Annotated in this window: 12 protein-coding genes and 1 pseudogene; 5 read left to right on the plus strand and 8 right to left on the minus strand. The window is 72.3% G+C overall.

Features of this window, described 5'->3' with window-relative positions; all coding sequences use genetic code 11:
• Positions 1-180: 180 nt before the first annotated feature.
• On the plus strand, positions 181-570 hold the full coding sequence (locus ABZ318_RS12910; protein ID WP_356902507.1) for a hypothetical protein: 390 nt from the start codon (positions 181-183) through the stop codon (positions 568-570).
• A gap of 138 nt (positions 571-708) precedes the next feature.
• Entirely contained in the window at positions 709-2,100 is a 1,392-nt protein-coding gene (locus ABZ318_RS12915; protein ID WP_356902509.1) for an MFS transporter, read from the plus strand.
• A 10-nt stretch (positions 2,101-2,110) separates the two neighbouring features.
• On the opposite strand, the pseudogene ABZ318_RS12920 reads toward ABZ318_RS12915, so the two are convergent.
• From ABZ318_RS12920 to ABZ318_RS12940, 5 genes and pseudogenes are all read right to left on the minus strand, one after another.
• Positions 2,111-2,287: pseudogene (locus ABZ318_RS12920) on the minus strand (TrmO family methyltransferase); the annotation flags it as partial.
• Complete coding sequence (locus tag ABZ318_RS12925) at positions 2,288-2,980, minus strand: GNAT family N-acetyltransferase (RefSeq protein ID WP_356902510.1); 693 nt, start codon at positions 2,978-2,980, stop codon at positions 2,288-2,290. It lies immediately after the preceding pseudogene.
• A gap of 300 nt (positions 2,981-3,280) precedes the next feature.
• A complete protein-coding gene (locus ABZ318_RS12930; RefSeq protein ID WP_356902511.1) occupies positions 3,281-4,930 on the minus strand; it encodes a glycosyl hydrolase family 8 in 1,650 nt (549 codons plus the stop codon).
• A gap of 108 nt (positions 4,931-5,038) precedes the next feature.
• Entirely contained in the window at positions 5,039-6,091 is a 1,053-nt protein-coding gene (locus ABZ318_RS12935) for an AI-2E family transporter (RefSeq protein ID WP_356902520.1), read from the minus strand.
• Between the two features lie 174 nt (positions 6,092-6,265).
• Positions 6,266-7,069: a sulfite exporter TauE/SafE family protein gene (locus tag ABZ318_RS12940; RefSeq protein WP_356902512.1), complete on the minus strand. Its 804-nt coding sequence runs from the start codon at positions 7,067-7,069 to the stop codon at positions 6,266-6,268.
• An 84-nt stretch (positions 7,070-7,153) separates the two neighbouring features.
• Between ABZ318_RS12940 and ABZ318_RS12945 the strand changes: the two genes are divergently transcribed.
• Positions 7,154-7,921, plus strand: a complete 768-nt coding sequence (locus ABZ318_RS12945; protein WP_356902513.1) for a helix-turn-helix transcriptional regulator — start codon at positions 7,154-7,156, stop codon at positions 7,919-7,921.
• Between the two features lie 25 nt (positions 7,922-7,946).
• Here ABZ318_RS12945 and ABZ318_RS12950 read toward each other — a convergent pair whose 3' ends face one another.
• The gene (locus tag ABZ318_RS12950; protein ID WP_356902514.1) at positions 7,947-9,221 is read right to left on the minus strand and encodes a family 16 glycosylhydrolase; all 1,275 of its coding nucleotides are present in this window, start codon (positions 9,219-9,221) and stop codon (positions 7,947-7,949) included.
• 144 nt (positions 9,222-9,365) lie between these two features.
• Entirely contained in the window at positions 9,366-10,547 is a 1,182-nt protein-coding gene (locus ABZ318_RS12955; RefSeq protein WP_356902515.1) for an alginate lyase family protein, read from the minus strand.
• Positions 10,548-10,803: 256 nt separating this feature from the next.
• Between ABZ318_RS12955 and tpx the strand changes: the two genes are divergently transcribed.
• Positions 10,804-11,304 carry a thiol peroxidase gene (gene tpx / locus ABZ318_RS12960; RefSeq protein ID WP_356902516.1) on the plus strand — a complete coding sequence of 167 codons (501 nt, stop codon included), beginning with the start codon at positions 10,804-10,806 and terminating at the stop codon, positions 11,302-11,304.
• A gap of 88 nt (positions 11,305-11,392) precedes the next feature.
• Here the strand turns inward: tpx and ABZ318_RS12965 are convergent, their stop codons facing one another.
• On the minus strand, positions 11,393-11,812 hold the full coding sequence (locus tag ABZ318_RS12965) for a Fur family transcriptional regulator (RefSeq protein ID WP_356902517.1): 420 nt from the start codon (positions 11,810-11,812) through the stop codon (positions 11,393-11,395).
• A gap of 198 nt (positions 11,813-12,010) precedes the next feature.
• On the opposite strand from ABZ318_RS12965, the gene katG reads away from it, so the two are divergent.
• On the plus strand, positions 12,011-14,236 hold the full coding sequence (gene katG / locus ABZ318_RS12970) for a catalase/peroxidase HPI (protein ID WP_356902518.1): 2,226 nt from the start codon (positions 12,011-12,013) through the stop codon (positions 14,234-14,236).
• Positions 14,237-14,294 lie beyond the last annotated feature (58 nt).

The following is a 14,294-nucleotide window of genomic DNA, read 5'->3' on the forward strand; positions in this document are numbered from 1 at the left end:
GTCACGAGCTCGGGGTCGCGGGCTCAGGAGGGGCATCATCACCGCCGGAGGCCGGGGCGACGGGGCTCCGGTCCGGCGCGTGCGCGGCGAGTCCACCCGTACGGGGCCACGGGGGGGTAACCGGTACGGCCTCGGGGTCGGATAATGGCACCCCCTGACCACCGTGGAGACGAAGGACCGATGACGCTGAAAGAGGGCCTGCGGGTGAAGCTGGCGGTGGACCTCCGGCTGGGCCGGGTCGTCCCGGCGGGCGAGGACCCTGCGGAGGAGGGGGCCGGGGCGGGGTTCCTGGCCCTGGCCGCGGGCACCGAGGGCACCGTCGAGCGGGTGGACGAGGACCGGCCGCAGAGCCAGGAGGTCCGTGAGTACGAGCGGCTCAAGTCGCTCCTCGACGACTTCGGTCACCAGATGCCTCCGGGCAGCAGGCGGCAGTTGGAGGAGCAGGTCGGCTCGCTGGAGCCGGCGTGGACCGCCTACCGGGAACGGAGGCTCCGTCTGACGGTCCGTGTCCGCTTCGACAACGGCTTCGTCCTCGACGACGCGCCCGGCGACCTCTTCAGCACCGCCTGAACACGCGCGCTCCCCCATCTTTCAGTGCGCGGTCTTCCCTCAGCGCCCGGTTTTGCGATATCCGCAAACTTCTTTGCCACTCCCCCTCCCCCGGTCCGAGTCTGAGCGGCATCCGGTCTCGTCGAAGGGGGAACACACATGCCCACGAAATCCCTGACCGCCGCTCCACCCGCCCCGCTGGGCTCGCGCCGGCGCTGGACGGTGCTGGCGGTCTGCGCGCTCAGCATGTTCCTGGTCGGCGTCGACGCCACCATCGTCAACGTGGGACTGCCCGAGATCGGCCGGGGCCTCGACGTGGGCACCCGCGGTCTCGAATGGGTCGTGGACGCGTACACCGTGGTCATGGCCAGTCTGCTCATCGTCTCCGGTGCCCTCGCCGACCGCTTCGGGCGCCGCCGGGTCTTCCGGTGCGGGCTGCTCGTCTTCGGCCTGGCCTCCCTCGTGTGCGCCCTCGCCCCGTCGCCCGGCGTGCTGGTGGCGGCCAGGGCCGTCCAGGGGATCGGCGCCTCGATGCTGAGTCCGGTGGCCCTGGCGATCGTGGTGAACGCGATGCCCGACCCACGCGAACGGGCCCGCGCGATCGGCGTCTGGGCCTCGGTCTTCGGGCTGAGCATGGCGGCGGGCCCGGTCACCGGCGGGGCGCTCATCGCCGCGTTCGGCTGGCGCTCGGTGTTCTGGATCAACGCGCCGGTGGTGGTCCTCGCCCTCGTCCTGGTCGCCCTGTTCGTGCCGGAGTCGCGCGGAGAGCGTGCCCGCCGCCTCGACCTGCCCGGTCAACTGCTCCTCACCGTGGTGCTCTTCCTCACCGTCGGCCTCCTCATCGAAGGCCCCCGCATCGGCTGGACGTCACCCGCGGCCCTCACCGGTTACGCGCTGACCGCGGCGGCCGCGGCCGGCTTCGCCCGGGTCGAACTCCGGCGCGAGGAGCCCCTGATGGACCTCGGCCTGTTCCGCCGCCCGCCGTTCGTCACGGCGGTGCTCGGCGCGACGGCGGTCTTCGTCGCCCTCAACATGACCCTGCTGCTCAGCACCCTCTACCTCCAGCAGGCCCGCGGCTGGACACCGCTCGCGACCGGCGCCGCGACCCTGCCCATGGCGCTCGGCGCCACGCTGTGCGCGCCCTGGTCCGGCGTACTGGTGGGCCGCGTCGGGCCCAGGCGCCCGCTGGTCCTCGCGGGCGGGTTCACCGCGGCCGGCGGCCTCTGCCTCATGGGCCTGGACGGCGACACGAGCGTGTGGCGGATCCTGCTCGCCTTCCTGCTGATCGGCATCGGCTTCGGCTTCGCCAACGCCCCGCTGACGAACACCGCGGTCGGCGGCCTGCCGCCGTCCCGGGCCGGAGTGGCGGGGGCGATCACCTCCACCTCGCGCCAGGTCGGCGTGGCGGTCGGCATCGCCGTCGCCGGCGGGCTGGTCGCGGGCAGCACCCCGGCCGACCTCCCCGCCGCGACCCGCCCGGGCTGGCTCGTCGTGTCGGCGTGCGGCCTCTTCCTCCTGGTGGTGGCACGCGCCGCGCGACCGAAGGCTTAGGAGATCTTGTTCAGTAGGAGCGGCGCATGAGCTCGTCGGCCCAGGCGGGCTGCATGGTGGGGCCCTGGGGGCCGACCTCCGTCATGTACGGCTTGATGTCGAGGACCGGCGTGCCGTCGACCGCGTCCAGACCCCGCACATGGCGGTCCGGTCCGTCCGTGCGGATCAGGCGGCAGCAGTTCCGCGATCATTCGGCGCGCTCTTCGGCCTCTTCGGTGGCACGTCTCCACGCGCGCAGGAGCTCGCTCGGCAGCCGACCGCGGTCCGGTACGGCGAAGCCCTGGGCCCGGCCCCACACCCGGAGTTCGTGCGTGGGGATCCCGCCGGGGCGCATGACCGGCAGCGCGGGGGATGTGGTGATCCAGTACCGGCGCTTGGTCCCGTGGTCGGTCGTCCGGACGTCCTCCAGGACGCCGCCGTTGCGTTCGATCGTCCGGGCGGAGCCGGAGTTGTCCTCGTCGCAGGTGACCAGGACCCGGTCGAGGCCCAGGTCCCGGGCCCTGACGACGAGTTCGCCCAGGGCCCAGGCCGCCACGCCCCGGTGCCGGGCGGACGGCCGCACGCTGTAGCCGATGTGGCCGCCGGCGTCGAGGAGGAAGTCGTCGAGCGAGTGCCGGAGTTCGGCGGCGCCGAGGTAGCTGTCGCCGTCGACGATCCACAGGTACGTGGCGTGGACGCGGCCCGGGGCCGCGGGCACCGTCGCGTCGCCCTGGCTGCGCAGCCTCTCCACCCAGGCGGCGAAGGCGTCCGGCCGGTCGAGTCCGCCGTCCGGGGCGAGCCGGAGTCCCGCGCCGTCCTGCTGCGCGTCGGCGGGCCACTCGTCGCACGCCTCCGTCCAGGAGGCATGCAGTCGGGCGGTGGGAGTGATCAGTGCCAGCATGGCCGCGACAGTACCGCTCCCGACCGACACTCCCGCCGGTCGGCCCCGTGCCCGGGAGGCCGTACCGCCCGCCGGTCGGCCCACCGCCGGAAGGCCGTACCGCCCGCCGCCGGAAGGTCGTACCACCTGCCGTCGACGCCGTGTCCGTCCACCGCGACGCCGTCGGGGAGTTCGTGCTCTCCGGCTCCCCGACGGCGTCACCGGTCTCGTCGCCCGTCCCGGCGGGCGGCTCGTCGCCCGTTCGGCCGCCGCCCTGAGCGACCCCGTCTCAGGGCCCTGTCCGTGCGGCCGGGCGTCCCGCTACGGGACCCAGTGGTTGCCCGAGGCCGTGATCATGACCTGGAGCTGGATGCTGGCCGAGAAGTAGCTGCTCGTGTCGATCGGGGTCGCCAGCATCTTGTTCCAGAGGGCGTCCAGCCAGGCCTGGCTGCCCGGGTCGGTCATCGCCGCCACCGCGAACGGGGCGAAGAAGGCGGCCTCGCTGCCCGAGGAGATCTGGGTGCCGTTGAGCTTGTAACCGACGGCGATCTTGTTCGGGTCGCCGCCGGTCTTCGTCTTGATCCAGCCGTTGAGCTTCCGGGCGGCGGCGAGGGACGTGGCGTCGCCGCTGGTCACCGCGTCGTCGGCGATGCGCCACGGCGTACGGCAGGCGTTCCACCAGTAGGCGCCGTCGTTGGGGTCCTCCAGGACCTGCCCCGGGGCGGGCTTGGGCGTGGTGTTCGTGTCGACGACGAAGTCGGGCAGGAGTCCGGTGCCGGAGGCGTAGGTGGACTGGAGGCGGGAGATCTGCGTCTGGTGCGCGCCGCGCACGGCGTCCCAGGTGGTGTCGCCCGAGGCCGCGCGGAAGGCGCGGAAGTGGTCGACCATCCAGTCCGAGGTGCGGGAGATGTAGTAGTACTGGTCGCCGGAGCTGCTCCAGTCGCCGAGCTTCAGGAGTTTGGTCGTCGGGTTGACCTCGTCCTTCTTGATGGCGGCGATGTGCTTGAGCGCGAGGTCCTTGTAGTCGTACGTGCCGGCGCTGCCCCACTGCTTGTCGGCGAGGAGCAGGCCGTAGGCGACGTCCATGTCTCCGTCGGTGGCGCCGTCTCCGCCGTTGACGCTCTTGCAGGCGGTGTCCTGTTCGGCGGCGAGGAGGTTCGGGTTGACGGAGGACGGGTGGTCGATCTTCCACTTGACGAGGCCGTCGAAGATCTTCTTGGCGTCCGGGTCGGCGCCCGCCATGGTGGCGGTGACGACCATGCCGTAGCCCTGGGCCTCGGCGACGTAGGGGTGGTCGGCGTCGGGCGAGATGATCTGGTACCAGCCGTTGCCGCAGTTCTGCCGGACGAAGGCGGCCTTCCACCGGTTGTAGTAGTCGACGACCTTCTGGTCGAGGGCGGACCGCGTGCCGGAGGGCTTCAGGATGCCGGCGGCGTAGGGCTTGAGGTGGCTGCCGAAGGGGACGGCCGGTCCGCCGCCGCCCCCGCCGGTGCCGGTGGGTGCGCCGTACACCTGGAACTCCCAGAGGGAGTAGCCGTACGGCGTGCCGCGGCCCGTGCCGTACATCCGGACGTACCGGCCGCTGCCGGAGACCGTGAGGTCGTCGGTCGCCCCGTCGCCGGCGGTGGTGGAGTAGACGTCGGTCCAGGTCGACCCGTCGGCGGAGGTCTGGATGCGGTACGCCTTGCCGTACGCGGCCTCCCAGTCGAGCTTCACCCGGGAGATCGTGTGGTCGGCGCCGAGGTCGATCCGTATCCACTGCGGGTCGACCCCCTCGACGCTCGCCCAGCGGGTGGCCGTGCTGCCGTCCACCGCGAGGCCGGGCCCGAAGGCCGAGGTCTCGACGGACGAGGCGGTCACCGTCTTTCCGCCGGACACCAGGCCGTCGGCGGCCTGCGCCTGCGGCATGACCGTCAGGGGCAACGCCAGCAGACCCACGAGCCCGAGAAGCGAGACGCTTCGTCGACGCATGTCAACTCCCTTTCCCTCCATGGCCAATGGTTAGGAAATATTCCTAACCATTGGCGGGGAGAGTAGAGAGGCCGCACCTCCGGCGCAAGACCCCGCGCACGGGCGGACTCAGGTGCGCGCGTCCCGGAGTGCCGTGCGGACCGCCCACACCACCGACACCAGCGGCACCGCCACCACCGCGCCCACGACACCCGCGGCGATCGAGCCCGCCACGACCGAGATGGCCACCACCAGCGGATGGAGCCGCACCGCCCAGCTCATGACCAGCGGATGGAGCAGGTGCCCCTCGATCTGACCGATGATCACGATCAGGGCGATGACGAGGCCCGCCACCAGCGGGCCCTTCGAGGCGAGCGCCACCACGGCGGCGATCGCGAGGGCGATCGGCGAGCCGATGAGCGGGACGAAGGCGGCGAAGAACTCCAGGAGGGCGAGGGGCACCGCCAGCGGGACCCCGAGGGCCCAGAGGGCGATGCCGACGAGCACGGCGTTCGTCGCGGCCACCAGGACGATGCCGTGCGTGTAGCCGGTGAAGGTGCTCCAGGCCGCGCGCCCGCCGATGCCCACCCGGCCGCGCACCGACCTCGGCAACTGCTCCTGGAACCAGGACCAGTGCCGGTCCCCCGAGTGGATGAAGAACACCGAGGAGAACAGGCCGAGGGCCAGCGTGGCGAAGACGGCGACGACGTGGCCGGCTCCGCTCACCGCCGTGCTGAGCAGGGCCGACCGGTGGCTGGAGAGGTAGTCCCCGATCCTGGACTGCACTCCGGAGAGCGTGTCGGGGTCGAGGCGGAACGGCGGCCGCTCCAGCCAGTCCTCGATCCGCCCGACGCCCGCCCGGAACTCGCGCACGAGCGTCGTCCGCTCCCCCGCGACCGCCTCGCCGACCAGCGCGAGCACCCCCAGGACGAGCACGATGCTGCCGACCAGGGTGAGGGCGACGGCCAGCGGGCGGGGCAGCAGCCGGGCGACCAGGTCGGCGACGGGCCGGAGCAGCGCGGTGATCACCAGGCCCAGGAAGACGGCCACCCCGATCTCGTGGAAGCGCCCGAGCACCGCGAACAGGCTGTAGACGAGGAGGCCGACGGCGAGCAGCCGCCACGCGTAGGCGGCGGCCGTACGGAGGAAGGGGGAGACCGTCGGGGGTGTGCCTGGCTGCATGGCCATCGACGTACCACCGCCGGCGCACGGCACCACCCCCGAGGCCCCGGATTCGCCCGACCCGGGCGCGGCATTCGGCCGTCCGGCGAAGGCGGGCGCGCGGCGCGGCGGCTCCCTGGGGCCTCCGACGCCGCCCCGGCTCCCGTGCGCCCCCTCCCGCCGGGGGCGGTGGGCTCAGCCGCCGGTGAGCAGCATCGCGAGGGCCACCAGGCCGAGCAGCGCGAGGTACGCGCACGCGTGGACCCGGTCCGGGATCCGGGGCGGGCGGCGGCGGAGGACGGCGATGACCGGGAGGGCGCCCAGGAGCAGCGCCCCCGCCGCGTACGGATCGACCAGACCGACCAGGCCGGTGCCGGTCGCGGCCGGGGGCGGGGAGGCGGCGAGGGAGACCGCGACGGCCGGGAGCGCCACGGCGAGGGTGAGGGGGTTGGCCAGCGCGGTCGCGATCCGCATGGGGTGGCCGGCCCGGCGCATGGCGGGGACGGTCATCACGCTGCCGCCGACGCCGAGGAAGGCGGCGACCACGCCGATCGGGGCGCCGGCGGCGGCCGGCAGCGGCCGCGGGGTCCGCGCCGGCTCCGCGCCCGGCGGGGTCGCGGTGCGGAGGAAGCCGGGGCGGAGCAGCAGGTCGAGGGCGGTCAGGGCGGTGTACGCGACGAACGCCCAGCGGGCGAGGGCCGGCGGGGCGAAGCGGGACGCGTAAGCCCCGGCGCAGGCGCCCGCCGCGAGCAGGGGCAGCAGTGCGCCGCTGCCGCGCAGGGCGAGGAGCACGGGCCGCGGGGTGACGGCCGTGGCGAAGGCGGCGTTCACGACCATCACCAGGGCCGAGGTGGCGGTGGCCACCGGGAGGGCCGCCGTGCCGAGGGCGGCGTCCGCCCACACCACGACCGGGACCGCCACGAACCCGCCGCCGAACCCGAACAAGACCGTCGTCGCTCCGGTGAGGAGCCCGATCGCCATCAGTGTCACCACGTCCATGGCTCAAGATCACCAGGTGGCCCGGGGTTCCCGCATGCGATGGTCGGCAGGATTCCTTCGCGTCTCGGCCGGTACGGTGGCCCGGTGAAGAACATCCCGCTGGACGCCGTCGACCACCTCGACCGGGCCGTGCTGCCGATCGGCACCGACTACGCGGCGGGGCAGGTCCTGGACTGGCACGAGCACCGGCGGACGCAGTTCCTCTACGGGGCGACCGGCGTCATGGTCGTCGAGACCGCCGACGGCACGTGGACGGTCCCGCCCGAGCGGGCGGTGCTGATCCCGGCCGCGACCCCGCACCGGGTCCGGATGCTGGGCGTGAGCACCCGCAGCCTGTACGTGGAGCCGGGCGTCGTTCCGTGGTGGCCGGCCCGCTGCACGGTGGTGGACGTGCCGCCGCTGCTGCGCGAACTGCTGCTGGCGGCGGTCGAGTTCCCGCCCGACTACGGCCTGTCGGGGCGGGAGGGCGCCATCGCGACGCTGCTGCTGCACGAGATCGCCGCGCGCTCCCCGCTCCCCTTCCATGTCGCGATCCCCGCCTCCGGCGACCTCGCGACGCTGTGCCGGGAGTACCTGGCCGCCCCGGACGCCGCCGTCACCAACACCGACTGGGCGGCCCGGTCCGCGCTGAGCGAGCGGGCGTTCACCCGGCGCTTCCGCGCGGAGACGGGTGAGAGCCCGGCCGTCTGGCGGTCCCGTGCCCGGCTCCTCGCGGCCGTGCCCCTGCTGCGTACCGCGACGGTCACCGAGGTCTCGGGCCGGCTCGGGTACGCCTCTCCGGCCGCGTTCACGGCGGCGTTCACGCGGGCGTTCGGCACGCCGCCGTCCCGGTTCCCGGCGGGCCGGGGCTGATCGCCGCTCCGAGCGGGTCACTCGTTCAACGGGTCACCGTCCACTTCTGGTGGGCGCCGCCGGAGCAGGTCCAGATCTGGAGCCTGGTGCCGTTGGCGGAGCTGGTGCCGGTGGCGTCCAGGCACTTGCCGGACTGCGGGTTCACCACGTCCCGGGCGGCGTCGGCGGTCCAGCGCTGGGCGCCCGTGCCGTTGCACTCCCACAGTTGGACGGGGGTGCCGTCGGCCGTGCCGCCGGAGGTGACGTCGAGGCACTTGCCGAGCGCGCGGACGGTTCCGTCGGCCGCGAGGGTCCACTGCTGGGCGGCGGTCCCGTTGCAGTCGTAGAGCTGGACGGGGGTGCCGTTCGCGGTGTTCGCGCCGGCCACGTCGACGCACTTGCCGCCGATGCCCGTGATCGGTCCGGCGGTGGCGGGGGCGTCGGCGGTGGTGACGCGGACGTGGTCGACGACGAGTTGCTTCGGGAAGGTGGTGGACGCGTCCGGGTCGCCGGGCCAGTAGCCGCCGACGGCGAGGTTGAGGATGAGGAAGAAGGGCTTGTCGAAGACCCAGGTCCGGCCGCCGAGGTCGGCGGGCGTGCGGGTCTGGTAGACCGTCCCGTCCACGGACCAGCTGATCAGGTGGGGCGACCAGTCCACGGCGAAGGTGTGGAAGGCGTCGGCGAAGACCTGTCCGCCCGGCAGGGTGGAGGGGGCGCCGATGCCTCCGGAGCCGGAGTAGCCGGGGCCGTGCAGGGTGCCGTGCACGGTGGACGGTTCGAAGCCGACGTTCTCCATGACGTCGATCTCGCCCGAGTTCGGCCAGCCGACCTGGCCGATGTCGTTGCCGAGCATCCAGAAGGCGGGCCACATGCCCTGGCCGCGCGGCACCTTCATGCGGGCTTCGACGTGCCCGTACTTCGTGGTGAACCTGCCGGCGGTGTTGAGCCGGGCGGAGGTGTACTCGCAGCGCCCGTACCAGCACTGGTAGTTGCCCGGGTTCTCCTTGCGGGCGGTGATGACCAGGTGGCCCTGTCCGTCGAGCGCGGCGTTGGCGTTGCCGGCCGTGTAGTACTGGCGCTCGTGGTTGCTGACGTTGTCTCCGGTCTCGGTCTGCCACCGCGTGCCGTCGACGGCGGAGCCGGCGGGGCCGTCGAAGTCGTCGGAGAAGGTGACGGCGGCCGTCCCGGCCACGGGCCGGAGCGCTTCACTCGGCTGCGCGGCCGGGCCGAGCGCCGCGACGGCCAGGGCGAGCGCGAGGGCCGTCAGGGCGGAGGACAGGGGGCGCAGTGGGGAGCGCCGTCGTGGGCGGGAGGAGGTCATGGGGCTCTCTTCCGTCGGCTGTGGGGGGGGCGGCGGGACGGTCCACTTCGCCGCCCTCATGATTTAAGGAGTGAAGGAAGGGGCCGTCAAGACGTGCGACGCCCCTTCCGACTCCCTTCCGAATCCCTTCCGAATCCCTTTGGATCAGCGGGGGTTGGCCGCGTGGGTGAGGGTCTCCCAGGCCACGAAGAGGTTATTCGTGCCCGCGGGCCGGCCCGCTTCGGTGAGCTTCTGGGTGTTCGTCATGGCGTACCCCATGCGGCCGTGCAGCGCGTTGAAGCCGACCTCGGTGACGGGCCCGAGATGGTCCTTGAGGGTGCCGCCGCAGAGCCAGGACGGGACGGGTTCGCCGAGTTCGTACTTCGCGTGGAGGCCGAGGGCGTGGCGCAGCCGGTCGGCGATCTCGGGGTAGAGGTCCTGGCCCTGGATGCGGCTCGTCTCGGCGATGTGCGAGATCGCGGACAGTCCGTAGCCGGTGTGGGCGAGGTCGCGGCAGGTCTCCTGGCTGAGGCCGTCGACGAAGGTGGTCTGCCCCTGCCAGTACCGGACGATCTCGTCGCGGGTGTCGAGGCCGCTGCCCGGTGCCGTCTTCGGCAGGGCGCCGTCGCCCGTGAGGTAGATGTACGCGGGGACGCGGCCGCGGAACGTGGTGACGGCCTTGTCGTAGGCGGCGCGGTCCTCCAGGAAGACGGCGATCCCGATGGCCGCCTCGGTCATGCTGAGCTCCCAGTTGCCGTTGGACCGGGAGCCGTTGGCCACCTCGGGGAGGTAGACGGTGCGGAGCATGGTCTTGAAGCGGTCGACGCGGGCCTGCGGCCAGCCGGTGTAGGTGTACCGGATGATCTCGGCGGCCCGCGGCCAGGAGGAGCCGGCCCAACCGGTCTGGAGGGGCGCGTTGGAGTTGGTGTGGTCGGTGATCACGCCGGACCAGGCGTCCATGATCTCGATGGCCTTCTCGGCGTACCGGCTGTCGCGGGTGACGTACCAGGCCAGGGAGAGCGTGTACGCGGCGAGGGCGTCCTCGCGTTCGTCGGTGCAGCCGTGGTTCGGGTTCGAGTACGAGCCGCACTCGACGACCGGGCGGGGCTTCGGAACCCGGGCGAGCGAGGCGTACTTGCTCGCCGCCATCTGGTCGAAGGCGCCCTTCCAGGGCTGCGCGCCGGCGAGGACCTTCTCCCGGGTGAAGTCGAGCTGGCCCCGGGAGACCAGGACGCCGGGGTGGACGAACGTGGTCGGGGCGGCTTCGGCGCGGCCGGCTCCGGGGGTGGCGACGAGTGCGGCCAGGAGGCCGGCGAGGACGAGGGGGGCGGTGAACCATCTGGTCATGCGGCTACCTCTTATTCACGTACGTGAACGAGCGACGGCTGTCGAGGCTGGAACCTAAAGGTCTGAACCAGAGGCGTCAAGAAGGCCCGTTCATGCCGGACCGGTCGCGCGGACGGCTCGCCGCACTCACCAGCGGAGGCCTGGCGTTCAAGGTTGTGAATCACCTGGGGAACGTCACGGCGGCCCGTGTCGTCGGGGCGGGCCTGCCTTCCGTACGATTCCCCCCGTTGCCACTCATACGTCTGAAGGAGATCCCATGGCCCAGGTCACGCTGAAGGGCAGCCCCGTGCAGGTCAACGGCGCTCTGCCGACCCCCGGCAGCCAGGCCCCCGACTTCACGCTCGTCGCCGAGGGGCTGGCGGACAAGTCGCTGAAGGACTTCGCCGGTCTGCGCAAGGTCCTCAACATCTTCCCGAGCGTCGACACGCCGACGTGCGCCTCCTCCGTCCGCGCCTTCAACGAGAAGGCCGGGCAGCTGGACAACACGGTCGTCCTCTGCATCTCCGCCGACCTGCCCTTCGCCCAGGCCCGCTTCTGCGGCGCCGAGGGCCTGGAGAACGTCAAGAACCTCTCGACGCTCCGCGGCCGCGAGTTCCACACCAACTACGGCGTGGAGATCGCGGACGGGCCGCTCGCCGGTCTGACGGCCCGCGCCGTCGTCGTCCTCGACGAGAACGACACGGTGCTGCACGCTCAGCTCGTGGGCGAGATCGCCGACGAGCCGAGCTACGACGAGGCGCTCGCCGCCCTGAAGTAGTCCCCGGCGGTTCCCCGCGGTCCTCGCCGACGGCGGGTCACGACAGGAGCCCTCCACCGACACCGGTCGGTGGAGGGCTCCTGTCGTCTCACCGCGCGGGGGCGCAGCCCGGGCAGAGCCCCCGGTAGATCACGTCCGCCTTCGACACCGCGAAGCCGAACCGCTCCGTCGGCGGGAGGACCGCGAGCGGGTCCCCCGAGGGGCGGACGTCGCGGATGATCCCGCAGTTCGAGCAGACCAGATGCTGGTGCGAGCGGTGCGCGTTCGGGTCGTAGCGCTTGGCCCGCCCGTCCGTGGAGAGCTCCACGACCTCCCCGAGGGCGACCAGTTCACCGAGGGTGTTGTAGACCGTCGCCCGCGCGATCTCCGGCAGGCGCTCCACCGCGCGCGCGTGGACCTCGTCCGCCGTGAGGTGCACGTGCTCCCCGGCCAGGACCTCCGCGACGACGCGGCGCTGGGACGTCATCCGCCAGCCACGCGCGCGCAGGCGCTCCAGCAGGTCACTCATGTTTCACCTCGGCGGCATCGGCAAACTTGGGGTTCTTCTTGACTTGGACAAGGTCCATCGTAGGATCGGTTTCGTAAATGGCCAAGGGACAGGAAGACTCCAGCACGGCGGGAGAAGCACACGTGACACCCGCGCCAGGCCCGTCCGCCGAAACGCACTTCCTGAGCACAGTGATCCGCCATGTCCGGAAGGATTCCCATGTCTGAGAACCACGACGCAATCGTCACCGACGCGAAGGCGGAGGGCGCCGGCGGCTGCCCCGTCGCGCACGGGCGTGCCGCCCACCCCACCCAGGGCGGCGGCAACAGCCAGTGGTGGCCGAACCGGCTGAACCTGAAGATCCTCGCCAAGAACCCCGCCGTGGCCAACCCGCTCGGTGAGGACTTCGACTACGCGGAGGCCTTCCAGAGCCTCGACCTGCCGGCCGTGAAGCAGGACATCGCCGAGGTCCTGACCACCTCGCAGGACTGGTGGCCCGCCGACTTCGGCCACTACGGCCCGTTCATGGTCCGCATGGCCTGGCACAGCGCCGGCACCTACCGCATCAGCGACGGCCGGGGCGGCGCCGGCGCCGGCCAGCAGCGCTTCGCGCCGCTGAACAGCTGGCCGGACAACGGCAACCTGGACAAGGCGCGCCGTCTGCTGTGGCCGGTGAAGAAGAAGTACGGCCAGAGCCTCTCCTGGGCCGACCTCATGATCCTCGCGGGCAACGTCGCCCTGGAGTCGATGGGCTTCGAGACCTTCGGCTTCGCCGGTGGCCGCGCGGACGTGTGGGAGCCCGACGAGGACGTCTACTGGGGCCCGGAGACCACCTGGCTCGGCGACGAGCGCTACACCGGCGACCGCGAGCTGGAGAACCCGCTCGGCGCCGTGCAGATGGGCCTCATCTACGTCAACCCGGAGGGCCCCAACGGCAACCCGGACCCGATCGCCGCGGCCCGCGACATCCGCGAGACCTTCCGCCGGATGGCGATGAACGACGAGGAGACCGTCGCCCTCATCGCCGGCGGCCACACCTTCGGCAAGACGCACGGCGCCGGCCCGGCGGACCACGTCGGCGACGACCCCGAGGCCGCGCCGCTGGAGGCCCAGGGCCTCGGCTGGAAGAGCTCGTACGGCACCGGCAAGGGAGCCGACGCGATCACCAGTGGTCTGGAGGTCACCTGGACCACGACGCCGACCCAGTGGGGCAACGGGTTCTTCAAGAACCTCTTCGAGTACGACTACGAGCTCACCAAGAGCCCGGCCGGCGCCCACCAGTGGGTCGCGAAGGACGCCGAGGCGATCATCCCGGACGCGTACGACCCGGAGAAGAAGCACCTCCCGACGATGCTCACCACCGACCTGTCGCTGCGCTTCGACCCGGTCTACGAGCAGATCTCCCGGCGCTTCTACGAGAACCCGGAGGAGTTCGCGGACGCCTTCGCCCGCGCCTGGTACAAGCTCACCCACCGCGACATGGGCCCGGTCGCCCGCTACCTCGGCTCCGAGGTCCCGTCCGAGGTGCTCCTCTGGCAGGACCCGCTGCCGGAGCGCACGGGCGAGCTCGTCGACGCCGCGGACATCGCCTCCCTCAAGGAGAAGATCCTCGGCTCGGACCTGACGGTCACGCAGCTGGTCTCCGCCGCCTGGGCCGCCGCCTCCTCCTTCCGCGGCAGCGACAAGCGCGGTGGCGCCAACGGCGGCCGCATCCGCCTGGAGCCGCAGCGCAACTGGGAGGTCAACAACCCGGACGAGCTGGCGCAGGTGCTGCGCGTCCTGGAGGGCGTCCAGGAGTCCTTCAACTCCGCCCAGACCGGCGGCAAGCAGGTCTCCCTCGCCGACCTCGTCGTCCTCGCGGGCGTCGCGGCGGTCGAGAAGGCGGCCGCGGACGCCGGTCACTCCGTCGAGGTGCCCTTCACCCCGGGCCGTGTGGACGCCGCCCAGGAGCAGACGGACGTCGAGTCCTTCGCCGCCCTGGAGCCCACCGCGGACGGCTTCCGCAACTACCTGGGCAAGGGCAACCGCCTGCCGGCCGAGTACCTGCTCATCGACAAGGCGAACCTGCTCACCCTGAGCGCGCCCGAGCTGACCGTCCTCGTCGGCGGTCTGCGCGCCCTGGGCGTGACCCAGCCGCAGTCCTCGCTCGGTGTCCTCACCGAGACGCCCGGCAAGCTGACGAACGACTTCTTCGCCAACCTGCTGGACCTGGGCACGGAGTGGAAGTCCACCTCCGCCGACCAGACCACCTTCGAGGGCCGTGACACGGTCACCGGCGCGGTCAAGTGGACGGGCAGCCGCGCCGACCTGGTCTTCGGCTCCAACAGCGAACTGCGCGCGCTGGCCGAGGTCTACGCGAGCGACGACGCGAAGGAGAAGTTCGTGAAGGACTTCGTGTCGGCGTGGGACAAGGTGATGAACCTGGACCGGTTCGACATCGCCTGATCCTCGCCGCTGATCCTCAGCGCGACTCCGGGCCGCCTCGCGCAGCAGGTCCACGACC

Origin of the sequence: Streptomyces sp. NPDC006197 (genome assembly GCF_040613865.1) — a bacterium.
Classification (GTDB): domain Bacteria; phylum Actinomycetota; class Actinomycetes; order Streptomycetales; family Streptomycetaceae; genus Streptomyces.